Source organism: Minwuia sp. IMCC3060 (assembly GCF_029909435.1).
In the GTDB taxonomy this organism is placed as follows: Bacteria; Pseudomonadota; Alphaproteobacteria; order Minwuiales; family Minwuiaceae; genus Minwuia.
On sequence record NZ_CP123782.1, the window covers coordinates 2233510 to 2258403 of the forward strand.

A 24894-nucleotide genomic window follows, 5' to 3' on the forward strand; every position below is an offset into this window, starting at 1 on the left:
GACGTTTGCGCGGTTGCCCGGATCGGAACCAGCGGCCATGTTTCGCCGATGAGCAGTCGCCTTTCATATCTGGCCCGGCGTCCGGCCCTGGCCATCATCGTGCCACCCGTCATCGCCCTGGGAGCGGCCATGGTGGCACAGCATGGCTTCGGACTGGCGCCTTGCGAGCTGTGTGTCTGGCAGCGCTGGCCCTATGTCGCCGCGGCGGCACTTGCCGTGCCGGCCTTGCTGTTGCCGCGCGCAGCCGCCTACTGGTTGCTGCTGGCGGCGGTTGCATTCGCCCTGTCTGCCGGGTTCGGCGTGTTTCACGCCGGTGTCGAGCAGGGCCTCTGGCGCGGACTGGAGTCCTGCAGCGCCATTTCGACCCCGGATTCGCTGGAGGCGCTCAAGGCGCAGGTCATGGGGGCACAGCCTGCGCGCTGTGACCAGATCCCCTTTGCCTTTCTCGGCCTCTCCATTGCGGGCTGGAACGCTGTCTTCGGGGCACTGTCGGCCGTGCTGATGCTGCTGCTCATCGACAAACGGATCAGGAGCCGCTGATGGAACGCACGATCAGGCCCACGCTGCCTGGCGATTTGGACCAGCGCACCCGGCTGGAGCGTATCCTGCGGGTCGATCAGGCAGGCGAATATGGGGCGAAGCGGATATATCAGGGGCAGCTTGCCGTGCTGGGCAATGCGCCGTCCGGAGACACCATCCGGCACATGGCCGAACAGGAAGAGAAACATCTGAAGACCTTCGACGACCTGCTCAACGAACGCCATGTGAGACCGACGCTGCTCTCCCCCATCTGGCACGTGGCGGGCTTTGCCCTGGGGGCCGGCACGGCGCTGATGGGCGAGAAGGCGGCGATGGCCTGCACGGAGGCGGTGGAAGAGGTGATCGACGCGCATTACGCGCAGCAGACCGAGGCACTTGCCGCAGAGGGTGCCGAGCCTGAACTCCAGGAAACCATCGAGACCTTCCGGGCCGAGGAGATCGAGCATCGCGACATCGCGCGCGAACATGACGCGGCGGATGCACCGGGGTACGGGTTGCTGACGGCAGGCGTGAAAGCCGGATCACGTCTGGCGATCTGGCTCTCGACCCGGATCTGAGATCGCCCCCGCGTGCGCATCGCCTTCCACGCGCCGCTGAAACCACCGGACCATCCGGTACCGTCCGGTGACAGACAGATTGCCCGCCTGCTGATGGCTGCCCTGCGCCAGGCCGGGCATGAGGTCGAACTGGTCACGCACCTGCGAACGCGGGAGCCGCAAGGAAATCCCGAACGGCAGCAGCAACTGCTGGACGAGGCCGCGACGGAGATCGTGCGGCTGACCGGGGAACTCGCCGCACGACCGCCAGATCTCTGGTTCACCTATCACGTCTACTACAAGGCACCTGACCTGATCGGGCCGGAGATCTGCAAGCGGCTGGGCATTCCCTACGTTATCGCGGAAGCGAGCGATGCGCCGAAGCGGCTGGAAGGCCCCTGGGCGGACTTCGCCCGCCGCGCCCGTCAGGCCATACAGGATGCGGATGCCGTCCTGCCCCTCAACCGGTCGGACGAGGCAGGCCTCTTCGACCTTGTCGCCCCCGGGCGGCTCCACGCCATTCCGCCGTTCATCCGGACCCGGCCGCGTCCGGGCAAACAGCGGCCGGTGTGCCGGACCGTGCGGCTGCTTGCCATCGGCATGATGCGCCCCGGCGACAAGCTTGCGTCGTACAGGGAACTGGCGGCCGCATTGCGCGGCCTCGCGTCGGCAGACTGGCGGCTTGCCATTGTCGGCGACGGCCCAGTCGCGCGGCAGGTACGCAACGCCTTTGCGCCCGTTCGGAACCGGGTCACCTGGCACGGTCGGGTTGCCCCTTCCCGTCTGGCCGGGATCATGCGCGACCACGACCTGATGGTCTGGCCTGCGGTCAACGAGGCATTCGGGATGGCGCTGGTGGAAGGCGCCTGCATGGGACTTCCCACCGTGGCCGGTCGCACCGGCGGCGTGCCGGACGTGGTCGTGCACGGGCGGACCGGATTGCTGGTGGAACCGCACGACCGCCACGCCCTGACGCTTGCCATCCGTGCCCTGTTGCGGCAACCAGCGGTTCGCAGGCGCATGGGGGGTGAAGCCTGGCGCCGGGCAACGGTTCAGCACGGTTTCGCGGCGGCGTCACGGAATCTGGATATGATCCTCAGAGAACTGGTCAGATAGGGACGCCGAAACCGATGCGCATAACCATGCTCCGCCATGGCCGGACGGCATGGAATGCCGAAAGGCGCATACAGGGCCGCACCGATATTCCCCTGTCGGACACGGGGCGGCAGGCGCTGGAAGGTCTGAGGCTGGCACCGGCACAGGATGCGGAGGTCTGGATCAGCAGCCCGCTGACGCGTGCGACGGAGACGGCGCGGATCCTGTCCGGCAGTCGCCCCCATACAACGGACGCGCGGCTGATGGAGATGAACTTCGGCGATTGGGAGGGCCATACCCACGCGGATCTGATAGCCGCCGATCCGGCGGGCATGCGCCGCAGTGAAGCGCGCGGCATTCACATGCGTCCGCCCGGTGGCGAAACACCTGCGGAGGTCGCCACCCGCCTGCTCGACTTCCTGAGCAGCCGTGAGGAGTCCGCACTGGTCCTGGTCAGCCACAAGGGTGTCATCCGCGCCGCGCTGGCCCGGGCGAGCGGTTGGGACATGACCTCTGATCCACCGTTCGCTATCAAGTGGCACATGGCGCAGACATTCCTTTTCGATGACGGCAGGCTCCGCATCGACCGGCTGAACATCCCGCTGGTCGCTGCATGACCAGTCGCGCGATGATCCATGTCCAGCATCTGCTCGGTGTCGGCCACCTGAGCCGGGCGGCGCGTCTTGCCAACGCCCTCGACCGGGCTGGCATGGATGTGGCGCTGCTCTCCGGCGGGCGGGAGGCACCGCAGATCGTGACCCGCCCCGGAGTGCGACACATCCAACTGCCGTCGATACAGGCGTCGGATGCGAGCTTCGCCACGCTGGTCGACGGAAATGATCAGCCGATCGACGACGATTTCCGCCGCGACCGATGCCATCGGCTGCTCAACCAATATGAGGATTTTCGCCCGGAACTCCTTGTCACTGAACTGTTTCCCTTTGGTCGTCGTCAATTGCGATTCGAGATGCTGCCCTTGCTGGAGATGGCGTATCGCGACCGGCATTGCCGGACTATCGCCTGTTCCGTCCGCGATATCGTGAACCATCGCCCCAGGCGGCAGACCGAAATGCTGGAATGGCTCAACCGCTACTACAGACTGGTTGTCGCGCACGGGGATGCGGACTTCCTGCCCCTGCAGGACAGTGCGCCGTTCCTGGACCGCTATCGGGGCACTGTCCTGCATACGGGCTATCTGACCGACGCACAGCCCGTCGCGTCTCCTGCCGAAGAGGGTGAAGTGCTGGTCAGCGCCGGTGGCGGCGCAGTGGGCGATGCCCTGTTCACAGCCGCTGCATCAGCGCGCAGGTCGTCGGCTCTCGGCCATCTCGTCTGGCGCTTCAGACATGGCCCGAACGTGTCCGCCGACAAGCTAGCTCACTGGCGCGATCTGGCCGGTCCGGGAGCCATCTTCGAACCCGTCGCCCCCGACTTCACGGATCGCCTGGCGGTGGCAAGGCTGGCCATCGGGCAGATCGGCTACAACACTGCAGCGGAACTGCTGGCGACCGGCACGCCTGCGGTCATGGTCCCCTTCGCGGGCGGGGCAGAGACCGAGCAGACGCGACGGGCGGAGCGCTTTGCCGCCATGGGCTACCCGGTCGTGGCGGAATCCCGGCTGACCACGGACAGTCTGATCGCCGCGATCGACACCGCCGCAAGGCTTCGGCGAATGGCTGCAAATCACATTCAACTGGACATGGGTGACAAGGCTGCCGCGGCCCTGATGCATGGGGTGGCACCATGACACCGCTGTCCTGCCGCTACCCTCTGCGGGCGATCTGGAGGGACTATCTGAGAGCCGTGATCGGCCTCACAACATTCGGCGCACCAGCATTGTTTGTCGAAGTTTCTTCTGTCATGTTCTGGTTGCTTGGGGGGCTCGCACTGCTTTTTGCGGCTTTCGGGATCAGGACGGCGATCCGGCATTCCAGTCGTGTCGTTGCGGACGGGGTGGGCATAAGATTCACCGGTCTGCTTCATCGTTCTGTCACCTGGAATGGGCTAGGGGAAGTGCGGATAAGATATTATTCGACCTGGCGGGATCGCTCGGCAGGCTGGATGCAACTGGTCATCAAGGGGGGCGGCACGACGATCCGCGTTGACCAGACGCTGGACGGTTTCAAGGCACTTGCCGATACCGTCTGCCGCGGGGCCTTGGCCAACGGGGCGCGTCTGGATGGCGTTACACGGCACAATGCCGGGGCAATCGGGCTGAACCTTCCGACCGAATCGGGAGACGAACAAGCATGAGCACGAACGTATTGCGCGTTCGCGATCTCAAGGTCGAATTCCATGTGCCCGAGGGCGTGGTCAAGGCCGTCGATGGCGTTTCATTCAGGGTTCCGGAGGGCAAGACCGTCGCCCTGGTCGGTGAGTCCGGTTCGGGCAAGACCGTCATTTCGCAGGCGATCATGGGGATCCTGCCCAAGGCGGCACAGATCAATCAGGGCGAGATCCTGCTGTTCGACACGGAGAAGCGCGGCAGCTTCGTCGACATCACCAAGCTGAAGCGCGACGGGCCGGAGATGCGCGGCATCCGTGGCAACCGTATTTCCATCGTCTTTCAGGAGCCGATGACCAGTTTGTCGCCGCTGCACACCATCGGCGATCAGGTGTCGGAGGCACTGCGTGTCCACGGTCGCTCCAACATCAAGCAGGGCCTGGAGATTTCGGAGGAGATGCTGCGGCTGGTCGGCTTTCCGAACCCGAAGAAGGCCCTGACGACCTATCCGTTCGAGCTTTCCGGCGGCCTGCGCCAGCGTGCGGTCATCGCCATGGCACTGGTCTGCCGCCCTGCCCTGCTGATCGCCGACGAACCGACCACGGCGCTGGATGTGACCATCCAGGCCCAGATCCTGAAGCTGATGAACGATCTCCAGAAGGAACTGGGGATGGCCATCCTCATGATCACGCACGATCTGGGCGTGGTCGCCAACATGGCTGACGAGATCGTGGTCATGTACCACGGCCGTGTGATGGAACGCGGGACGCTGACCGACCTCTTCGCCGCGCCGCAACACCCTTACCTGCAGGCCCTGCTGCGGGCCGTGCCGCGCTTCGACATGGCCGTGGGGGAGCGGCTGGTCCCGATCCGGGAGATCAAGGCGGAACTGGACGGGGCGCTGCTGCAGCCGCGCAAGCCCTGGCCGGAGAATGCGCCGGATGCCAGGAAACCGCTGCTGGAGATCCGTGGCCTGACCAAGAGCTACGGCACCCGCAAGACCGGCATCCTGTCCGGCAAGGACGCGGGTCGCGTGCTGGCGGTGGATGACGTGTCATTCCACATCAATCGCGGCGAATGCCTGGGACTGGTTGGCGAATCCGGCTGCGGCAAGACCACCACGTCGAAGGTGATCATGCGCGCCCTGGGTCCCGACAGCGGCGATGTGCTGTTCAACGACAGTGGCACCCAGGTCGATGTGCTGAAGCTGCGCGGCAAGAAGCTGTTCGATTATCGCCGCAAGGTCCAGTTCATGTTCCAGGACCCCTTCAGTTCCCTGAATCCCCGCATGACGGTCTTCGATATCATCTCGGAGCCGCTGGTGATCCACAAGGTGGCGGACAAGGAAGAGCGCGTCGAACGGGTGAAGGAACTGATGTCACTGGTCGGGCTGGATGTGCGTTTCCTGCGCCGCTATCCGCACAGTTTCTCCGGCGGTCAGCGACAGCGTATCGGCATCGCCCGCGCCCTGGCCCTGCAACCCGAACTGCTGATCTGCGACGAGCCGGTCTCGGCGCTGGACGTGTCCATTCAGGCGCAGGTGCTGAACCTGCTGAAGGACCTGAAGGAGAAGATGGGCCTGACCTATCTGTTCGTTTCGCACAACCTGGCGGTCATCGACTACATGGCCGACCGCATTGCCGTGATGTGCCGTGGCCGGTTGGTGGAAACGGCCCCGCGGGAGGAACTCTTCCGCAACCCGGTGCACCCCTATACCCGCGCGTTGCTGAAGGCGGTGCCGAAGCCCGATCCTTCGGACCGGCTGGACCTGTCGGCACTGATGGAGGGCAAGGCGTCGATCCCGGAGGAATGGCCCGCGCCCTTCACCGTTGACGCGCATACGGAGATGACACTGCTGGACCTGGGCTCGGAGCATTTTGTCCGGGTGGCAGCCTCCACCGACGCGAAGGAGCTTGCGGCATGAGGTTCCGTATCCCGGCAACCCTGATCGCGGCCACCCTGGGCATGGGGCTTGCCGCCAGCGTATCGGCGCAGGGCCTGATCGAGACGCCCATGCTGGAAGAGGCGGTGAAGGCGGGCGAACTGCCGCGGATCCAGGAACGCATTCCCGACGAACCGTTCATCGTGAGTTTTGCGAGCACCGATGGCGCGCCTGGCATCCAGGGCGGCGATATCAACATGCTGATCCCGCGTGAGCGCTATCTGCGCCACATGGTGGTCTACAGCTACGCCCGTCTGGTGGGGTACAATCAGGAATATGAGCTGGAGCCCGATCTGGTCCGCGACCTGGAGGTCGTGGAGGGGCGCAGTTTCACGTTCCACCTGCGCCGCGGTCACAAGTGGTCGGACGGTGCCCCCTTCACGGCCGAAGATTTCCGCTACTGGTGGGAAGACGTGGTGCTGAACGAGGAACTCAATCCCGGCGGCATCCCCTCCTACATGCTGGTCGATGGTGCCCCGCCGATCGTCGAGTTTCCGGACGCGCATACGGTCCGCTACACTTGGCCGAAGCCGAACCCCTACTTCCTGCCGCGCATCGCCGGTGCATCGCCGCTGTTCATCTATCGTCCGGCACATTACCTGCGCCGGTTTCATGTCAGGTACGCCGACCCGGAGAAACTTGCGAAGGCCGTGGAGGACAGCAGGCGTCCAAGCTGGGCATCGCTGCACAACCGGCGTGACCGCATGTACCGGTTCGACAATATCAAGCAGCCGACCCTGCAACCCTGGAAGAACTCGACCAAGGACAAGTCGTCGGGCCGCTTTGTGGGACTGCGCAATCCGTTCTATCACAAGATCGACGAGAACGGTCGTCAGCTCCCCTACGTCGACCGCTTCATCCTGACGGTTGCAGCCCCCGCGCTGATCGCGGCGCAGGCCGGCTCGGGCCAGACCGACCTTCAGGCCCTGGGGCTGGCGCTGACCGACTGGACCTTCCTGAAACAGGCGGAGGATCGCGGCAACTACGATACCCTGGCCTGGCGGCAGGCGATGGGTGCGACGGTCGCCCTGTACCCCAACCTGAACTATGACGATCCGGTCTATCGCGACCTGTTCCGTGATGTACGGTTCCGGCGCGCGCTGTCCCTCGCCATCGACCGCGAACTGATCAACGAGGTTGTCTATTTCGGTGATGCGGAAGCGGCCAGCAATCTGGTTCTGGAACGCAGTCCGCTCTTCAAGCCCGAGTATCAGGGCGACTGGACGCGCTATGACAAGAAGGCGGCACGGCGGCTGCTGGACGAGATCGGCCTGACGAAGAAGGGGCCGGGCGGTATCCGCCTGCTGCCTGACGGGCGCAAGCTGGAGATCATTGTCGAGACATCCGGCGAGGACCCGCAGCAGACGGACATCCTGGAACTGATCGAGGAGACCTGGCGCGAGGTCGGCGTGAAGATGTTCATCAAGCCGTCACAGCGCGACACCTTCCGCAACCGGGTCTATGCCGGTCTGGCACAGATTTCCGTCTGGACAGGCATTCAGGCCGGTCTGGCAACGCCCAATACCAGCCCCGAGGAACTGGCCCCCACCAGCCAGCTTGGCCTGCAATGGCCGAAATGGGGCCTGTACCACGAGTCCGGCGGCACCATGGGCGAGGCACCCGACATGGAGATTCCGTCGAAGCTGGTTCGGCTGGTGGAGGAATGGGACCTCGCTTCGGAGCGGGCCGAGAAGAAACGTATCTGGGACGAGATCCTGGAGATCAATGCCGAGCAGGTCTACTCGATCGGCATCGTCTCCTCCGTCCCGCAGCCGATTGTCGTACGGCGCGGACTGCGCAACGTCCCGCGCGAAGGTATCTACCACTGGGATCCCGGTGCGTATTTCGGACTCTATCGCCCTGACAGCTTCTGGTACGACACGCCAGAACTGCGCAACAGATCCTGACCGTCGGAAAGATGTGAAAGCGGATGTTCACCTACATCATTCATCGCCTGCTGATCATGATCCCGACGCTGATCGCGATCTCCGTGATCACGTTCCTGATCATTCAGCTTCCTGAAGGCGACTATCTGTCCAATCTGGTTCAGGAACTGCAGGCCCAGGGCGAGGCTGCGGCGCTGGAGAAGGTCGAGTTCCTGCGCAAGCAGTACGGCCTCGATCAGCCGGAGATCATCCAGTACGGCATGTGGATGGGCTTCTGGCCCGGACCGACCGGTTTCAATGGCCTGCTGCAGGGCAACTGGGGCTGGGCGTTCGAACAGGACATGCCCGTGTCCGACGTCGTGGGCGACCGGGTGCTGCTGTCCTGCATCCTGAACTTCACCACCATCTTCTTCATCTATCTGGTGTCCTTTCCCATCGGCGTTTATTCCGCGACCCGGCAGTACTCCATCGGCGACTACGGCTTCACGTTCCTTGGCTATCTCGGTCTCGCCACCCCGAACTTCCTGCTGGCGCTGATCATGATGTATTTCGCCAACCTGTGGTTCGGTGTCTCCATCGGTGGCCTGATGGATCCCGAGTACCTCGGTCAGGACTGGTCGTGGGGCAAGGCCGTCTCCGTCTTCGCGCATCTGGTGGCGCCGGTCATCGTCATCGGCACCTCCGGCACCGCAGGCATGATCCGCAGGCTGCGCGCCAACCTGCTGGACGAGCTGCAGCGCCAGTACGTGGTGACCGCCCGCGCCAAGGGCGTACCGCGCGGCAAGCTGATCATGAAGTACCCGGTGCGCATGGCGCTGAACCCGTTCATCGCCGACATCGGCAACCTGTTGCCGTCCATCGTCTCCGGTTCGGCCATCGTCGCGGTGGTGATGCAGTTGCCGACCCTCGGACCGATCCTGCTGCAGGCGCTGCAGAGCCAGGACCAGTACCTGGCCGGATCGATCCTGATGTTCCTGGCGTTCCTGACGGTTCTCGGCATGCTGATTTCCGATCTGCTGCTGGCAGCGCTTGATCCCCGAATTCGGCTTGGTGGAGGTGTCGCGAAATGAGTGTCACCGATCAGGACGACAAGCAGCAGCTGGACCACTGGGTCGATGACCGGCCCTTTGATCCGCAGTCGCGCGAGACCCTGACGCCGGAGCAGGAGAAATTCTATCTGGCGTCGCAGTGGCAGCTGATGTGGTGGAAGTTCAAGCGCCACAAGGTCGCCGTCGTGGCCGGGATCATTCTCGCCATCTTCTACCTCTCGGTGGTGATCAGCGAGATGGTTGCCCCCTACGACCTGCATACCCGCGACGCCAAGCACATCCTGGCTCCGCCGCAGTCCATCAACCTGTTTCACGAAGGCGAATTCGTCGGTCCCTTCGTCTATGGCTACACGCTGACCAAGGATCAGGTCATGCGGCAGCGTATCTACACCGAGGACAAGACACAGGTGCAGCCGCTGCAGTTCTTCTGTTTCGGCGACGAGTACGAGTATCTCGGCCTGATCGAGGGCAGTTTCCACTTCGTCTGTCCGGCGGAGGGGGGAACGTTCTTCCTGTTCGGCACGGACAGACTGGGACGCGACATCTTCAGCCGCATCGTCTATGGCGCGCGTATCTCGCTGACCGTCGGTCTGATCGGCATCACGCTGTCGTTCATCATGGGGCTCGTGATGGGGGGCCTGGCCGGTTACTACGGCGGCTGGGTCGACAACATCATCATGCGCGTCATCGAGATGATCCGCAGCTTCCCGGAACTGCCGCTCTGGATGGCCCTGTCCGCGGCCCTGCCCGCCAACTGGTCGCCATTGCTCATCTACTTCGGCATCACGGTCATCCTTGCCCTGTTCGACTGGCCATCCCTGGCGCGCGCCGTGCGTTCCAAGCTGCTGGCGTTGCGGGAAGAGGACTTCACGGTCGCTGCGCAGTTGATGGGTGCCAGCCCGACGCGCATCATCAGCCGGCACCTGCTGCCGAGCTTCATGAGCCATCTGATCGCCTCGGCCTCCCTCTCGATCCCGGCCATGATCCTGGGTGAGACCGCACTGTCCTTCCTCGGGATCGGGCTCAGACCACCGATAACGTCATGGGGTGTCCTGCTGAACGAGGCGCAGAACCTGAACGCTGTCGTCCTGACCCCCTGGCTGCTCTGGCCCATGGTGCCTGTCATCGTCGTTGTGCTGGCGTTCAACTTCCTGGGTGATGGATTGCGTGACGCGGCTGACCCCTACAAGTAGAGGCCCGGCAACGGGACCGCTTGGCTGATGTGCGGCATAGCGGGCTGGATCACTGCGACCGACGGCGGCCCGCCTGAAAGTGTGCTGCATGCCATGACCGACCGGATCGCCCATCGCGGCCCGGATGGTGAAGGACATCTGTTCTGCGCCACCCGCGACGGGCGGCATCAGGCGGGACTTGGCCATCGCCGACTCGCGATCATCGACCTGACCACCGGCGACCAGCCGATGCACTATACCGCGCCGGACGGGCGCCGCCTCTCCATGGTCTTCAATGGGGAGGTCTACAACTACGTCACCCTGCGGGAGGAACTGAAGGCCGCCGGCTACCGGTTCGAGACCACGTCCGACTCGGAGGTCGTGCTGGCCGCACACGCGCATTGGGGGCCGGACGCGGTGCGCCGCCTGCGCGGCATGTTCGCCCATATGGTCTGGGAACATGAGGCCGAGCGGCTGACCGTCACCCGCGACCGTTTCGGCAAGAAGCCGGTCTTCATGCTGCGGCAGGGGGGAGGCACCTTCTTCGCCTCCGAGATCAAGGCACTGCTGGCGGTCCCCGGCTATGTCCCGCGCCTGAATACGGGCGTCATCCCGTCCTACCTGAACTACCGCTATGTCCCGGGGCCGGATACCTTCTTTGAAGGCATCGAAAAGCTGCCCCCCGCCTCCGTGGCCGTCTGGCAGGATGGATCGCTGAAGGTCAGTCGCTACTGGTCACCGCCCGACGGCAGCCCGCAGTCGCCCCTTGAAACGGATGATCCGGTCAGCGCCTTCATGGATGTGCTGCAGGAATCCGTCAGCCTGCGCATGGCCTCGGATGTGCCCTTCGGGGCCTTCCTGTCGGGTGGCATAGATTCATCCGCCATCGTTGCGCTGATGGCGGCACGGAGTGAGCTGCCGGTCCGCACCTTCTCGGTCGGCTTCAGGGAAGGCGCATACAGCGAACTGCGCTACGCCCGCGACATCGCCGAACAGTTCTCCACCAGCCATCACGAGTTGGAGGTCTCCGCCGATACCCTGATGGACCACCTGCCGAACCTGATCGGCTACCGCGATGCGCCCGTGGCGGAGCCATCGGACATTCCGATCTACCTGCTGTCGGTGGAGGCATCCCGGACCGTGAAGATGGTGCTGACCGGCGAAGGTTCCGACGAGATCCTTGCCGGCTATCCGAAACACCGCTTCGAGCGGCATGCCAGCCGCTACCACACGCTGATGCCCAACGCCTTGCATCGGGGTCTCGTGCGGCCCCTGGTCAGCGCCCTGCCCTACTCGTTCCGGCGGGTGAAGACCCTGTTCGACAGCCTGGACCAGCGAAGCGTCGAGGATCGCTTCCCGCGCTGGTTCGGTGCGCTGGGACCTGACGCCACCGCGCGCCTGCTGGCCGGGCCGGCCGATGATGACCTGAACCGCACGCCCCCCGACAGCTTTCCGTTCCGGACGGCACCGGGCACGAGCCCGCTGCGCCGCCTGCAGTACTTCGACCAGACATCATGGCTACCCGACAACCTGCTGGAGCGTGGCGACCGCATGACCATGGCCGCTTCCATCGAGGGGCGGATGCCCTTCATGGATCACGAGCTGGCCCAGGTGGTCTCCCGTCTGCCCGACGACTGCCGGATCCGCGGGGGGCAAGACAAGTGGCTGCTGCGCCAGGGCATGAAACGCATCCTGCCCGCCGAGATCCTGGAACGCCCGAAGGTCGGATTCCGCGTACCGGTGAACGACTGGTTCCGCACCTCCATGCGGGACTGGGTCCACGATCACCTGACCGGCACCGGTTCTCTCAGCCGTGATCTCTACGACCGTGGCGAACTGGAGCGCACGCTGGGCGACCATAACCGGGGCCGCCAGAACCACGAGAAACTGATCTGGACCCTGGTCACGCTGGAGCTGTTCCTGCGCCGGTTCGGCCTGACGGTCTGATACCGAGAAACAGCTTTACCCTGCCAGTGCGTCAGGGCGACACTCGGGGCATCATGCGTACCTCCCCCTCCCCCGTGATCGCGCTGGCGATTTTCCTTGCCGCGCTCAACTGCCTCGCGCGCCCGGTCGAGGCGCAGTTCGATCGGCGGCTTGATCTGGCTCTCGTGCTTGCCGTGGATACCTCCACCAGTGTCGACAATGCGGAATACCGGCTTCAGATGCTGGGGCTGGCCAACGCGTTTCGCCATGAATCCGTGCGCCAGGCCGTGCGCACCGGCGCGCCGCTGGGGATGGCCGTGACACTGATGCAATGGTCCGGAAAGGGGGAGCAGGCGCAGGTCATCCCATGGACCGTGCTGCGCAGGGACGAGGACATCGAACAGCTTGCCCAGCGGATCGCGGATGCGGAACGCCAGGTCAGGGGCGGGCGGACGGCGCTTGGCGAGGCCGTGACCGAGTCCCTGAAACTGTTCGACAGCCTGGATTTCGATGTCCGCCGGCGGGTGATCGATGTTTCAGGTGACGGGGGCAGCAATGACGGCATCCTGCCACGTGAAGCGCGCGAGATGGCGCGCGCCGCCTATGTCACGGTGAATGGCGTGGCCATCCTGAACGAGGAACCGAGGCTGGATATCTACTACCGCTCCGACCTGATCGTCGGGCCGGGATCGTTCCTGATCACCGCCACCAACTATGTTGACTTCGCCCGCGCCATCCGCCTGAAACTGGTGCGGGAGATCATCGGCAATCCGATGGCACTGCTGGATATTGACCCCGACAGGGAGCGCGTACTGCAATGACGAAGATGCTCGACGGAATCGGCGCCAGTGCCACGCGCCGGGAAGACAACCGCCTTGTCCGCGGTGCGGGCCGCTATACCGATGATCTGGCGGCGGAGGGCGATCTGGTCGGTCTGTTCGTCCGTTCCGAAGTGGCCCATGGGCGCATCCTGTCCGCCACACTGGATGATGCGCGCGCCGTGCCCGGCGTTGTCGCCATCCTGACCGGAGAGGACGCGGCGAACGACGGCCTCGGCACCCTGAAGACAACGGCTCCGGTCACCAACCGGGACGGCACAAGCATGATCGAGGCCTATCGCCCGATCCTGCCCCGGACGCATGTGCATCACGTCGGCCAGCCGCTGGCGCTGATCGTGGCGGAGAGCATGGCCGCCGCCCGCGACGCCGCCGATCTGGTCTGGTTCGAGATCGAGGATCTGGGCGCGGTGACGGAGGCGGGAACCGAATCCCCTGCCCTGCACGACGCGGCCCCCGGCAACATGATCTTCGACTGGGGCACCGGTGACTGGGAAGGCACGGCGGACGCCATCGCCACCGCGCCACATACGGTTTCGCTGCGGCTGCGGACCCAGCGGATCTGCGGCGCGGCGCTGGAAGGGCGTGCCGTGGTGGCACGACCGGACCCGGCGAACGACCGCATCGAACTGACCAGCGCCTGTCAGGGCGTGCATCTGCTGCACCATCAGATCGCCCGCAATGCGCTGCACTGGCCGAAGGAGAAGCTGCGGGTTGTCGCGCACGACGTCGGCGGCGGCTTCGGCCCGAAGTTCTTCGCCTACCCCGAACAGGCGGCGGTTGTCTGGGCCGCAGAGAAGCTGCAGCGGCCCGTGCGCTGGACCTCGTCCCGTACCGAGAGCTTCGTGTCGGAGACCCATGCGCGCCCGCAGGTGACCAATGCCACGCTGGGGTTCGATGACGAGGGACGTTTCCTGGCGCTGCAGGTCGATGCACTGGCCGATCTCGGGGCGTTCCTGTCCACCTTCGGCCCCGGCAATCCGACCGACAGCCTGGCCAAGGTGGCGAGCGGAATGTACGCCCTGCCGCGTATCGCGATCCGGTCCCGCGCCTGGTACACCAGCACCGTTCCGATCGACGCCTATCGTGGTGCCGGCAAGCCGCCGATGGTGGTGACACTGGAACGGCTGGTGGACAAGGCAGCCCTGGCCCTTGGCCTGGCGCCGGAGGAGATCCGGCGGCGCAATCTGGTGCAGCCCGACGCAATGCCCTGGCAGACGCCGCTGGGGATGAGCTATGACGGCGGCGACTATCCGGCGATCCTGGACGCGGCGCTGGAAAGGCTCGACTGGCAGGGCTTCGAGGGGCGGAGGGCGGACAGTGCCAAACGGGGACTGCTGCGCGGGCGCGGCATCGCCTGCAACATGCATCCCGTTGGCGGCGCGACGAACGAGACCAGCACCGTCACCGTGAATGGTGCAACGGGACGGATCGAGGCATGGACCGGGACCCAGTCCACCGGCCAGGGGCATGAGACCATCTTCGCGCAGATCCTGGCCGACCGGCTGGGCATTCCGGCGACCGCGATCGATGTCCGGCAGGGCGACACCGAGCGGCTGGTGCGTGGCGGCGGCACCGGTGGCTCCTCCTCCACCATCATCTCCGGCGCGACCCTGACGCGAACGGCGGATGAAGTGATCCGGATCGGTCGCCAGCGCGCCGCCGACCGGCTGGAGACTGCGGTCGAGGACATCGAGTTCCTGGAGGGCACCTTTCGTATCACCGGCACCGACAGGCAGGTCAGCCTGTTCGATCTGGCCGAAGAGGAGCCTCTGGCAGCAACACAGGAGTTTGCCGATTCCGTTGCCGCCTTCCCCCATGGCGTGGTCATCGCCGAGGTCGAGATCGATCCCGATACGGGCAAGGTCAGCCTCGACCGCCTGGGCGCCGTCGACGACGCGGGCACGATCATCAATCCGACCCTGCTTGCCGGACAGTCGCAGGGCGCACTGGCGCAGGGTGTCGGCGCAATCCTGCTGGAACATGCCGTCTACGACCCGGACAGCGGGCAACTGCTGAGCGGTTCGCTGATGGACTATTGCATGCCCCGCGCCGACGACCTGCCCGGGCTGGACGTGAATTTCCACGAGACCGCCTCGTCAACGAACATCCTCGGCGCGCGCGGGATCGGGGAGATGGGATCGAATGGTGCTCCGGCGGCGATCGCCAACGCTGTCCATGACGTGCTGCAGCGTCAGGGGATCACGATGGACCTCGACCCGCCCTTCACGCCTGCGCAGGTCTGGCGGGCCCTGAATGCGCGCTGAAACACATGCGGCCCACTGACCTGAAACCAACCGACTGATGCCTGACTTCACCCCGTTGCTGAAGCTGTACGCGCGCTACCGGCTGGGCGTGCTGAAACATCAGGATCCCGTGGAGACACAGACCCGGCAACTGCTGGGACTGGTGCGAAAGGCACGGGGCACGCGGTTCGGGCGCGATCATGATTTCGACCGCATCCGGACCATTGCCGATTTTCAGGCCCGGGTGCCCGTCCGCGCCTATGAGGATTTCTGGCAGGCGTACTGGTCCGGGGCCTTTCCCGATCTGTCCGGCCAGACATGGCCCGGACGGGCGCCATGGCTGGCGGTCAGTTCCGGCACCACGTCCGGCACCACCAAGTACCTGCCCGTGACACCGGCGATGATGCGGGCCAACAAGCGCGCCGCCATCGACGTGGCTGTACATCATCTGGCCAACCGTCCCGACAGTCGGCCCCTCAGCGGCAAGACCTTCATGCTGGGCGGGTCAACGGCTCTGGTCGATCAGGGGCAGGGTGTCCTCAGCGGCGACCTGTCGGGCATTGCCGTCAAGGGCCAGTCCGCCTGGATGCGCGGCCTTTCCTTCCCGCCCGCCGATCTGGCGCTGCTGGATGACTGGGAGGAGAAGCTGGAGCGTCTGGCGCGGCTGTCGCTGGACCAGCGCATCAGCATGCTGACCGGCACACCGGGCTGGATGCTGATCCTGTTCGAGCGGCTGCATGAACTGACGGGCGGCAAGGCCCCCTTCCCGGATCTGGAACTGGTGGTGCATGGCGGCGTCGCCTGGGACCTCTATCGCGACCGTTTCAGGCCATTCCTGGAACAGACGCGGGCGGAAACGCGTGAGGTCTATCCGGCCAGCGAGGGCTTCATCGGCGTCGCCGACCGGGGCGATGGCGAGGGTCTGCGCCTGATCCTGGACAACGGAATCTTCTTCGAGTTCATCCCACTGTCCGAGCTGGGGGCGGAGAACCCCGTGCGGCATTGGGTGGGCAACCTGGAGACGGGTGAGGACTATGCCATCGTGCTGTCCTCCAACTCCGGCATGTTCGCCTATCTGATCGGGGACACGGTACGGTTCGTGGACCGCACGCCACCGCGCCTGCTGATCACCGGGCGCACGTCCTACATGCTCTCCGCCTTCGGCGAGCATCTGATCGGCAGCGAACTCGACAGCGCCGTCAACCGCGCGGCGGAAGTGTCGGGCATGGTGGTGAACGAGTACAGCGTCGGTGCCGTACTGCCCGAACAGCGCCGCGGCGTCGGCCATCATCTCTACCTGGTGGAGGCCGCGACCGACCCCGATGCCGCGCAGGCAGAGCGATTCGCCGCCACGGTGGACCAGGTGCTGCAGGACCTGAACGAGGACTACCTGGCGCACCGCATCAACGACACGGGCATGAACCCGCCGGAGTTAAGGTTCCTGCCGCCGGGCGCGTTCGAGCGCTGGATGGCGACGAAGGGCAAGTCCGGCGGCCAGCACAAGGTGCCGCGCGTCGTCACCGACGCGGGCAGGTTCATGGCCATGGTCGGGGAGATCGCGGCGGCGCCTGCGCCCGACCAGGGCTGACACCGGACCATGGTCATATGCCTGTAGTGGTGCCTGACGATGATCAGGCATGTTCGATCCGTCGCCATTGCTGTCGCTTGTTGCCCGTCGCCGCGCCGCCGCGCTGCGGCAGCAGGATACGGTCGGGGTGCAGCAGGCCCAGTTGCACGGGCTTCTCCGCCAGGCGCGGAAGACACGTTTCGCGCACGACCACGACTTCGCCGGAATCCGCTCGATCCACGACTTCCAGGACCGGGTGCCCATCCGCAGTTACGAGGATTTCTGGAACGATTACTGGTCGGAGGGCTTTCCCGATGTTGCCGGACTGACCTGGTCCGGTCGGGTGCGCTTCATGGCGACCAGTTCCGGCACGACCACGGGGCGCACCAAGTACCTGCCCGTCTCCGACGCCATGATTCGCAGCAACCGGCGCGCGGCCATCGATGTTGCGGTGCATCACCTGGCCAACCATCCCGAGAGCCGCCCGCTGGCGGGACGCACCTTCATGCTGGGCGGATCGACCGCGTTCCGAGACCTGGGACACGGCGTGCGCGGCGGCGACCTCTCGGGCATAGCGGCCAGCACCCAGGCACGCTGGATGCGCGCCTTCTCCTTCCCGCCGCCGGAACTGGCGCTGCTGGACAACTGGGAGGAGAAGCTGGAGACGCTGGCGCGGCTGTCGCTGCACCAGCGGATCAGCATGATCTCCGGAACGCCTACCTGGCTGCTGATCCTGTTCGAGCGGCTGCACGAACTGACCGGCGGCGCGCCCCCCTTTCCCGACCTGCAGTTGCTGGTGCATGGCGGTGTCGCCTGGGACCTGTACCGGGAACGTTTCCGCCCTTTCCTGCAGCAGACCAGTGCCGCGACCCGGGAGGTCTATCCGGCGAGCGAGGGCTTCATCGCCATCGCCGACCGTGGCAGTGGCGAAGGCATGCGGCTGATGGCCGACAACGGCATCTTCTTCGAGTTCGTGCCCCTGTCGGAACTGGACGCGGACCGGCCCGTGCGCCACTGGGTCGGCAATCTGGAGACCGGCGAGGACTATGCCATCATCCTGACCACCAATTCCGGCATGTTCGCCTACCGCATCGGCGACACCGTGCGCTTCGTGGACCGCAAGCCGCCCCGGCTGCTGATCACGGGCCGCACGTCCTACATGCTGAGTGCGTTCGGCGAACACCTGATCGGCACGGAGATCGACCAGGCGGTCAATGCCGCCGCGCACGCAACCGGGCTGACCGTCAATGAATATTGCGTCGGCCCGGTCCTCTCCCGCCGGAAGGGCACGGTCGGGCATCACCTGTTCATCGTGGAGACCGGAACACCGGTCACGGACCCGATCCTGGCCCAGCGCGCCGCCGCCTTCCGGGAAACGGTGGATTCGACGCTGGACGCGCTCAGTCGTGACTACGGCACGCACCGCCGCAACGGTGTCGGCATGGCGGGTCCGAGCCTCCGCTTCGTCAATCCCGGCACCTTTGCCCGCTGGATGGCGCGCAAGGGCAAGTCCGGCGGGCAGCACAAGGTGCCGCGCGTGATCAGCGATCCGTCACGCTTCACGATGATGACGCACGAGATCGCGGCCGAGAGCCCGGAACTCCGCTATCCGCAGCAGGACGCGGGCAGTTCCCGGCGTCTGCCCCTTTCCGCCTGAACCCCTCGGCCTGCGCCCGGTCGATCAGGTGGCGCTGCGGCGAGGCTCGGTCTCGAAAGCGTCCAGATCCGCCTCCCGCGTCATGCCGAACAGATCGACATTGCGGAACGGGAAGTTGACCGTCACCCGCCCCAGCCGGTTGCGGTAATAGGTCTTCATGCCGGGATGGGTCCAGACCATGTTCTCGTGCGCGGCCTCGACCTTCGCATTGTAGGCGTCATGCACATCCTTGCGCACGGCGACCGCACCGATGCCCTGATCGTTCATCTTCGCCATCAGGTCCATGATGTAGTTGATCTGCATCTCGATCACGAACAGCAGGCTGCCGCCGTGGCCCGGCTGCGTGTTGGGCCCGTAGAGGATGAAGTAGTTGGGGAAGTCCGGCACCGCCGCCCCCAGGAAGGCCCGCGCGTCATCATCGTCCCAGACATCGCGCAGACTGCGCCCGCCGCGACCGCGCGCCTCATAGGTATTGATGAAGCGCAGCACATCGAAGCCCGTGGCGATGATCAGCACATCCGCCTCGCGGCGTTCGCCATCCTCCGTCACCAGCGCATCGGGGGTGATCTCGGAAATGCGGTCGGTCACCAGTTCGACCTTCGGATTGCGCAGCATCCGGTACCAGCCATTGTCCATCAGCATGCGCTTGCCGAAGGGCGGATAGGGCGGCACCACCTTCTCGAACAGGTCCTGGCGATCCCCCAGTTCCTCACGGATATGGCGGGTGAAGAACTTCCGGTGTCCCTCGTTGATCGCGTTCAGTGACCGCTCCGCATCCGGCCAGTCCGGGTCCTTCTGCAGGGCCGGGTGAACCCGGTCGTTGAAGGTCCAGCCGAGCCGCACCCGGTACCAGGCCTGGTAGAGCGGAACCTCCCGGATCAGGAACCGCATCGGCTCCGGCACCGGCTTGCGGAAATGCGGAAACGGCGCGGCCCAGTGCAGGGAGCGCTGATAGATCTTCAGTTCACCCACCTTGTCCTGGATCTCCGGGCAGATCTGCATGGCGCTGGCACCATTGCCGATGATCGCCACGCGCTTGTCCGTCAGATCAAGGTCTTCCGGCCAGCGGGAGGTGTGGAAGCTCTCTCCCGCAAAGCTGTCGATGCCCGGAATGTCGGGAAAGACCGCCGGGTTGAAGATGCCGGACGCACTGATCACGACGTTGGCATGCTCCACATGCTCCTGCCCGTCGGCATCGCGCGTCGTCACGCGCCAGAGCTGGCTGTCTTCCTGCCACTCGGTCGATACGACCTCGGTCCGGAAGCGGATGTGCGGGGTTAGTTCGAAGTGTTCCGCGACATGTTCCATGTAGCTCTTCAGTTCGTCACGCAGCGCGAAGTACATCGGCCAGTCCCACATGACGAAGGAGAAGGAATAGAGGTGGTTCGGCGTATCCACGCCCGCGCCGGGGTAGCGGTTCTCCAGCCAGACACCGCCGACGCTGCTGTTGCGCTCCAGGATCTCGAAGGGAATACCCGCAGCCTTCAGATGCACGGCCATGCACATGCCGGACGCGCCGGCACCGATGACGATGGCACGGAAACCATCCGGCACCTTCATCGGCTTGCGCTCGACCGGGCGCTGGCCAAGCTGGGCCCTGGTCATCTCGCCATATTCCTGCGGCACCGGCTCCCCCATGGAGATGCCGAGCATCCGCACCAGCAGATCCGGGTCCGGGTCGGGAATCGCCACCGGCTTGCCGGCGCGGCAGTCGAGGATGGCAGTCAGGGCCGCATCACGGATTTCCTGCTGCACATCCTCCGGCAGGCCGCCGCTGTCATTGTCATCCAGCCCCTGTCCACGACTCGGGTGATACCTGGGCTCCAGCCACGCCAGGTCGCCGGTCATCTGGACCAGCACCATCAGCAGGGTGGGAATGTTGGCGACGGCGACGGCGTCTGCCAGCAGACGCCTGTCCTCCGCACTCACGGTTCCGGTATTCGTCATGATCATGTCCTCCCCACCCCAGAGTGCCGGTTGGCACGCCCTCTGTACAGGCCGGAGGAGAAAGGTCAGGCGATCAGGAAGTCATCCAGGTTGGGCGCAGCCATGTCCTTGCGGAAATGCTGGAAATCCCAGGGGTAGAGTGCCGGATTGCCGTTCTTGTCCAGATACCAGCTGCTGCAGCCCGTGACCCAGACCGTGCCTGTCATGGCCGCCTTGATCTCGTCATTGAAACGCTGGGTCGCTTCGGCCTTCGGCTCCACTTCCGCCCTCTCACGCGCCTGAAGCTGTTGTATCAGCTGCATGATGTAGTCCAGCTGCACCTCCGCCACCTGGATGAGGGAGAAATTGCCGATGGGGCTGTTCGGGCCGGCCACCATGAAGAAATTCGGGAAGCCCGGCACGGCGACGGAGCGATAGGCTTCGTTCGCGTCCGCCCAGGCTTCGTCGATCGTCAGACCATTGCGGCCCGTCACATTCATCGGGCGCATGAAATCGTGGGCGCGGTAGCCGGTGGCCAGCACCAGCACATCCAGTTCATGCAGACGGCCGTCCACGGTGCGGACGCCACCGGCTTCCACCCGCTCAATGCCATCGGTCACCAGTTCCGCGTTCGGCTGCTGGATCGCGGGATAGAACTGGTCGGTCATGATCAGACGCTTGCAGGCAACCTTGTAGTCGGGTGTCAGTTTCGCCCGCAGTTCCGGATCACTGACGTTCTCCATCAGGTTGTTGACGCAGTTCTCCTCCACCTTGGCCATTTCCGCGCGGTCGCCGATGACGGCGCGGGCAAAGGTGTCCACGAACCGCTCCGACAGATGGTCGTACAGGCCGTCCATCTCCTCCGGGTTCTCGCGATAGCGCTGCTTCAGCGACTCCGGAATCTCGGGGTTCGGCAGCGGTACGACCCACTGCGCGGTACGCTGGAACAGGCTGAGATGTCCGACCTCACCGATGATCGCGGAGGTCACCTGCATGGCGGTGGAGCCGGTGCCGATGATACCGACACGCTTGCCCTTCAGGCTCACGTCATGGTTCCAGCGCGCGGTGTGGAAGCTGTCACCCGCGAAGCTGTCCAGGCCCTCGATGTCGGGATAGCTGGGATGATGCAGCACCCCGGTGCAACAGATCACGGCGTCGAAGGTCTCCACGTCGCCACCGATGGTCTCCAGTTCCCAGCAACTGTCCCTGAAGGTGCTGCGCACGATCTCGGAATTCGTTCGAATCAGTTCGTTGACCCCGTGCCGTTCGGCCACGCCTTCGAAATAGCGCCGAATCTCCGGCCCCGGCGAGAACCGGCGGCTCCAGTCGGCATTCGGCTCGAAGGTATATCGATAGAGATGCGACGGCACATCACAGGTCAGACCCGGATAGGTATTGTCGCGCCAGGTGCCACCCAGCCGATCCGCCTTCTCGAAAATGGTGATGTCACGGACACCGGTTTCCCGCAGTCGTATCGCGGCCAGGATACCGGACATGCCGGCACCGATGATCGCAACCCTGAGACTGCGGGAACCAGTATCTACGGTCTGTTCCTTGGAACGTGCAACCGTATCGTCCATCGCTGCTCTCCTCCCCAGATAGCGCGGCGTGAACCGCGGGTAAAATTGCCCTACCGGGCGGTATTGTCCAATTCGTTTGCCGTGCAGAGCAATTCAGAAAATGAATGGCTCGCCCGCGCAACATTCAGATGGCGTCAGTCACCCTGACTGGGGCATTGTCGCACCCCGCACCTGCAGGAGCCCCTCATGACAGCCCAGCTGTTCGCCATCATCGCACCGGTCTTCATCATTGCGGGCTTCGGTTTTGGCTGGCGCCGCCTGCGGCTGCCCTTCGATACGGCAACTGTCACCGCCATCGCAACCAATCTCGGCACGCCGGCCCTGATTCTGGCAACCCTGTCGAAGCTGGAAGTATCGGCGGAGGCATTCACCGAGATGCTGTTTGCCACCGCGCTGACACTCATCGGTTTCGCGGTCGTCGGCGGCCTCGCCCTGAAGCTGGCGCGCCTGCCGCTGCGGGCCTTCCTGACGCCGGTCATGATGGCAAACGCAGGCAACATGGGCCTGCCGCTGTGCCTGTTCGCGTTCGGGCAGGAGGGTCTGTCGCTCGCCATCGCCGTATTCGCGGTGATCGCCGGGTACCATTTCAGCTTCGGCATCGCGGTTGTCTCCGGCCAGTTCAGCCTGCGCCAGCTTGCCCGCACGCCGGTCATCTACGCGGCGGTCCTGGGGCTGACGATGGTCGCCACAGGTACCGAACTGCCGGGCTGGATCGACAATACGCTGAAACTGCTGGGTGGCATTGCCATCCCGATGATGCTTCTGGCGCTGGGTGTGTCCCTGTCGAGCCTGCGCCTCGCCAGTCTGGGTCAGGCCGGTATCGTCGCGGCGATCCGACTGGTGGTCGGGCTGGCTGTCGGACTGGCGGTGGCGCGCCTGCTGGGCCTGAGCGACACGGCCACGGGCGTGCTGATCATCCAGAGCGCGATGCCGGTCGCCGTCTTCAACTACCTTTTCGCCAGCCTGTACGATCAGCGGCCCGAAGCGGTCGCCGGTTCGGTCCTGGTCTCCACGGCACTCTCGTTCCTGACCCTGCCGTTCCTGCTGCTGCTGGCACTCGGACAGCTCTGAAACGCGAGATGCCGGACCGGTTGGCACCGGCCCGGCATCCCGGGTTCGTCCTGTCGTCGGGTTGCGGTGCCGGCCGGAAGGCCGACACCAACCCTCCTAGTGCTTGAAGCGGCGGATCTCGCCGGACTTCAGACGGCCCATGTACGACCCCAGTTCCTTCCGCACGATCGGCATCAGGAAGTAGAGCCCGGTGATGTTCACCACCGCCATCGCGAAGATCGCGGCATCGGAGAAGTCGATGACGGGACCCAGGCTTGCCGCCGCGCCGATGACGATGAAGAGGCAGAAGATCACCTTGAAGATGACTTCCTTCGTCTTCCCCTCACCGAACAGGTACGTCCATGCCTTCAGGCCGTAGTACGACCAGGAGATCATGGTGGAGAACGCGAACAGGATCACCGCGATCGCCAGGATATAGGGGAACCAGCTGAACCCCTGGGCGAACGCCGCGGAGGTCAGTGCCACGCCCGACACATCGCCAACCGTCTTGATGCTTGAGCCATCGAGCACGAAGTTGCCTGTTGCCGGATCCATGATCAGCATGCCCGAGATCGTGATCACCAGTGCGGTCATCGTGCAGATGACAACGGTGTCGATCAGCGGCTCCAGCAGGGACACCAGCCCCTCCGTGATCGGTTCCTTGGTCTTCACCGCCGAATGGGCGATGGCGGCGGAACCGACACCGGCCTCGTTCGAGAACGCGGCCCGCTTGAAGCCCTGGATCAGGGCGCCGACGATACCGCCCGCAACCCCCAGGCCCGTGAACGCCCCTTCGAGGATCTGGCCAAAGGCCCAGCCGATCTTGTCGAAGTTCATGATCAGGATGACCAGCGCGGTGACGACATAGAGGATACCCATGAAGGGCACGACCTTCTCCGTCACGTTGGCGATCGACTTGATGCCGCCGACGATGACCGCGAAGACGATGGCCGCGAAGATGATGCCCGTGATCCAGCCCGGGAAGTCACCGACAATCCCGGAAATCTGCGCATGCGCCTGATTGGCCTGGAACATGTTGCCGCCGCCCAGCGCACCAAGGATGCAGAAGACCGAGAACAGGAAGGCCAGTACCTTGCCGCCCGGCAGCCCCCGCTCCGTGAAACCCTTGGAGAGATAGTACATCGGGCCACCGGAGACGGAGCCGTCCGGATATTCGTTGCGGTACTTCACGCCCAGTGTGCATTCGGTGAATTTCGATGCCATGCCGAGCAGACCGGCAAGGATCATCCAGAAGGTGGCACCTGGTCCGCCAATGCCGACGGCAACCGCGACACCGGCGATATTGCCGAGACCGACGGTCCCGGACAGCGCCGTGGCCAGAGCCTGGAAGTGACTGACCTCACCCGCATCCTCGGGATCGGAGAAATCCCCCTTCACCAACTGGATCGAATGGCGAAAGCCCCTGATCTGGATGAAACCGAAATACAGCGTGAAGATACTCGCCGCGACCACCAGCCACATCACGATCCAGGGAAAGCTGGTTCCCGGGATCGGCGCGAAGATGAAGCTGACGAACGGGCCGGTGGCGGCGGCAAATGCCTCGTTCACCGCCTGGTCGATCGATCCGCCTTCCTGCGCCAGCGCAGGTACGGCAGTGAAGGGCAGCAGCGCGAGACCGTTGATAATGCTCTTTTTCATGAT

19 protein-coding genes are annotated in these 24894 nt (G+C 64.7%); 16 read left to right on the top strand and 3 right to left on the bottom strand.

What is annotated here, in order from left to right:
- Positions 1 to 48 precede the first annotated feature (48 nt).
- Genes QGV54_RS10485 through QGV54_RS10555 form a run of 15 tightly spaced genes read left to right on the top strand, consistent with a single transcriptional unit; the run spans position 49 to position 18676 of the window.
- Complete coding sequence (locus tag QGV54_RS10485) at positions 49 to 540, top strand: disulfide bond formation protein B (RefSeq protein ID WP_281016883.1); 492 nt, start codon at positions 49 to 51, stop codon at positions 538 to 540.
- On the top strand, positions 540 to 1097 hold the full coding sequence (locus QGV54_RS10490; RefSeq protein ID WP_281016882.1) for a demethoxyubiquinone hydroxylase family protein: 558 nt from the start codon (positions 540 to 542) through the stop codon (positions 1095 to 1097). Before QGV54_RS10485 ends, QGV54_RS10490 begins: the two co-directional genes overlap by 1 nt.
- A gap of 12 nt (positions 1098 to 1109) precedes the next feature.
- The gene (locus tag QGV54_RS10495) at positions 1110 to 2192 is read left to right on the top strand and encodes a glycosyltransferase family 4 protein (protein WP_281016881.1); all 1083 of its coding nucleotides are present in this window, start codon (positions 1110 to 1112) and stop codon (positions 2190 to 2192) included.
- A 14-nt stretch (positions 2193 to 2206) separates the two neighbouring features.
- Positions 2207 to 2788 (top strand): histidine phosphatase family protein, encoded by a 582-nt coding sequence (locus tag QGV54_RS10500; protein ID WP_281016880.1) that lies wholly within the window; start codon positions 2207 to 2209, stop codon positions 2786 to 2788.
- On the top strand, positions 2785 to 3918 hold the full coding sequence (locus QGV54_RS10505) for a glycosyltransferase (RefSeq protein ID WP_281016879.1): 1134 nt from the start codon (positions 2785 to 2787) through the stop codon (positions 3916 to 3918). The genes QGV54_RS10500 and QGV54_RS10505 overlap by 4 nt, the downstream gene beginning before the upstream one ends.
- Positions 3915 to 4424, top strand: coding sequence for a hypothetical protein (locus tag QGV54_RS10510; RefSeq protein ID WP_281016878.1), 510 nt, complete (start codon positions 3915 to 3917; stop codon positions 4422 to 4424). The genes QGV54_RS10505 and QGV54_RS10510 overlap by 4 nt, the downstream gene beginning before the upstream one ends.
- On the top strand, positions 4421 to 6319 hold the full coding sequence (locus QGV54_RS10515; protein ID WP_281016877.1) for an ABC transporter ATP-binding protein: 1899 nt from the start codon (positions 4421 to 4423) through the stop codon (positions 6317 to 6319). Before QGV54_RS10510 ends, QGV54_RS10515 begins: the two co-directional genes overlap by 4 nt.
- Positions 6316 to 8244 (top strand): ABC transporter substrate-binding protein, encoded by a 1929-nt coding sequence (locus QGV54_RS10520; protein WP_281016876.1) that lies wholly within the window; start codon positions 6316 to 6318, stop codon positions 8242 to 8244. Before QGV54_RS10515 ends, QGV54_RS10520 begins: the two co-directional genes overlap by 4 nt.
- A gap of 23 nt (positions 8245 to 8267) precedes the next feature.
- Positions 8268 to 9293 carry an ABC transporter permease gene (locus QGV54_RS10525; RefSeq protein ID WP_281016875.1) on the top strand — a complete coding sequence of 342 codons (1026 nt, stop codon included), beginning with the start codon at positions 8268 to 8270 and terminating at the stop codon, positions 9291 to 9293.
- Positions 9290 to 10465, top strand: a complete 1176-nt coding sequence (locus QGV54_RS10530; RefSeq protein WP_281016874.1) for an ABC transporter permease — start codon at positions 9290 to 9292, stop codon at positions 10463 to 10465. The genes QGV54_RS10525 and QGV54_RS10530 overlap by 4 nt, the downstream gene beginning before the upstream one ends.
- A gap of 27 nt (positions 10466 to 10492) precedes the next feature.
- A complete protein-coding gene (asnB, locus tag QGV54_RS10535) occupies positions 10493 to 12391 on the top strand; it encodes an asparagine synthase (glutamine-hydrolyzing) (RefSeq protein ID WP_281016873.1) in 1899 nt (632 codons plus the stop codon).
- 53 nt (positions 12392 to 12444) lie between these two features.
- Positions 12445 to 13191: a DUF1194 domain-containing protein gene (locus QGV54_RS10540; RefSeq protein ID WP_281016872.1), complete on the top strand. Its 747-nt coding sequence runs from the start codon at positions 12445 to 12447 to the stop codon at positions 13189 to 13191.
- Positions 13188 to 15473, top strand: coding sequence for a xanthine dehydrogenase family protein molybdopterin-binding subunit (locus QGV54_RS10545; protein ID WP_281016871.1), 2286 nt, complete (start codon positions 13188 to 13190; stop codon positions 15471 to 15473). Before QGV54_RS10540 ends, QGV54_RS10545 begins: the two co-directional genes overlap by 4 nt.
- Before the next feature lie 37 nt (positions 15474 to 15510).
- Positions 15511 to 17040, top strand: a complete 1530-nt coding sequence (locus QGV54_RS10550; protein WP_281016870.1) for a GH3 auxin-responsive promoter family protein — start codon at positions 15511 to 15513, stop codon at positions 17038 to 17040.
- A 49-nt stretch (positions 17041 to 17089) separates the two neighbouring features.
- Positions 17090 to 18676 (top strand): GH3 auxin-responsive promoter family protein, encoded by a 1587-nt coding sequence (locus QGV54_RS10555; protein ID WP_281016869.1) that lies wholly within the window; start codon positions 17090 to 17092, stop codon positions 18674 to 18676.
- Between the two features lie 24 nt (positions 18677 to 18700).
- Here QGV54_RS10555 and QGV54_RS10560 read toward each other — a convergent pair whose 3' ends face one another.
- The gene (locus tag QGV54_RS10560; RefSeq protein ID WP_281016868.1) at positions 18701 to 20623 is read right to left on the bottom strand and encodes an NAD(P)-binding domain-containing protein; all 1923 of its coding nucleotides are present in this window, start codon (positions 20621 to 20623) and stop codon (positions 18701 to 18703) included.
- Positions 20624 to 20688: 65 nt separating this feature from the next.
- Positions 20689 to 22182 (bottom strand): NAD(P)/FAD-dependent oxidoreductase, encoded by a 1494-nt coding sequence (locus QGV54_RS10565; protein WP_281016867.1) that lies wholly within the window; start codon positions 22180 to 22182, stop codon positions 20689 to 20691.
- A gap of 186 nt (positions 22183 to 22368) precedes the next feature.
- On the opposite strand from QGV54_RS10565, the gene QGV54_RS10570 reads away from it, so the two are divergent.
- Positions 22369 to 23253 (top strand): AEC family transporter, encoded by an 885-nt coding sequence (locus tag QGV54_RS10570; RefSeq protein ID WP_281016866.1) that lies wholly within the window; start codon positions 22369 to 22371, stop codon positions 23251 to 23253.
- 96 nt (positions 23254 to 23349) lie between these two features.
- Here the strand turns inward: QGV54_RS10570 and QGV54_RS10575 are convergent, their stop codons facing one another.
- The gene (locus QGV54_RS10575; protein ID WP_281016864.1) at positions 23350 to 24891 is read right to left on the bottom strand and encodes an alanine/glycine:cation symporter family protein; all 1542 of its coding nucleotides are present in this window, start codon (positions 24889 to 24891) and stop codon (positions 23350 to 23352) included.
- Between the last annotated feature and the right edge of the window lie 3 nt (positions 24892 to 24894).

Coding starts and splice junctions, on each gene's coding strand:
- QGV54_RS10555 (WP_281016869.1), top strand. CDS start 17,090: ATGTTCGATCCGTCGCCATTGCTGTCGCTTGTTGCCCGTCGCCGCGCC.
- QGV54_RS10550 (WP_281016870.1), top strand. CDS start 15,511: ATGCCTGACTTCACCCCGTTGCTGAAGCTGTACGCGCGCTACCGGCTG.
- QGV54_RS10570 (WP_281016866.1), top strand. CDS start 22,369: ATGACAGCCCAGCTGTTCGCCATCATCGCACCGGTCTTCATCATTGCG.
- QGV54_RS10505 (WP_281016879.1), top strand. CDS start 2,785: ATGACCAGTCGCGCGATGATCCATGTCCAGCATCTGCTCGGTGTCGGC.
- QGV54_RS10520 (WP_281016876.1), top strand. CDS start 6,316: ATGAGGTTCCGTATCCCGGCAACCCTGATCGCGGCCACCCTGGGCATG.
- QGV54_RS10515 (WP_281016877.1), top strand. CDS start 4,421: ATGAGCACGAACGTATTGCGCGTTCGCGATCTCAAGGTCGAATTCCAT.
- QGV54_RS10485 (WP_281016883.1), top strand. CDS start 49: ATGAGCAGTCGCCTTTCATATCTGGCCCGGCGTCCGGCCCTGGCCATC.
- asnB (WP_281016873.1), top strand. CDS start 10,493: ATGTGCGGCATAGCGGGCTGGATCACTGCGACCGACGGCGGCCCGCCT.
- QGV54_RS10565 (WP_281016867.1), bottom strand. CDS start 22,182: ATGGACGATACGGTTGCACGTTCCAAGGAACAGACCGTAGATACTGGT.
- QGV54_RS10545 (WP_281016871.1), top strand. CDS start 13,188: ATGACGAAGATGCTCGACGGAATCGGCGCCAGTGCCACGCGCCGGGAA.
- QGV54_RS10525 (WP_281016875.1), top strand. CDS start 8,268: ATGTTCACCTACATCATTCATCGCCTGCTGATCATGATCCCGACGCTG.
- QGV54_RS10560 (WP_281016868.1), bottom strand. CDS start 20,623: ATGACGAATACCGGAACCGTGAGTGCGGAGGACAGGCGTCTGCTGGCA.
- QGV54_RS10530 (WP_281016874.1), top strand. CDS start 9,290: ATGAGTGTCACCGATCAGGACGACAAGCAGCAGCTGGACCACTGGGTC.
- QGV54_RS10540 (WP_281016872.1), top strand. CDS start 12,445: ATGCGTACCTCCCCCTCCCCCGTGATCGCGCTGGCGATTTTCCTTGCC.
- QGV54_RS10575 (WP_281016864.1), bottom strand. CDS start 24,891: ATGAAAAAGAGCATTATCAACGGTCTCGCGCTGCTGCCCTTCACTGCC.
- QGV54_RS10510 (WP_281016878.1), top strand. CDS start 3,915: ATGACACCGCTGTCCTGCCGCTACCCTCTGCGGGCGATCTGGAGGGAC.
- QGV54_RS10490 (WP_281016882.1), top strand. CDS start 540: ATGGAACGCACGATCAGGCCCACGCTGCCTGGCGATTTGGACCAGCGC.
- QGV54_RS10500 (WP_281016880.1), top strand. CDS start 2,207: ATGCGCATAACCATGCTCCGCCATGGCCGGACGGCATGGAATGCCGAA.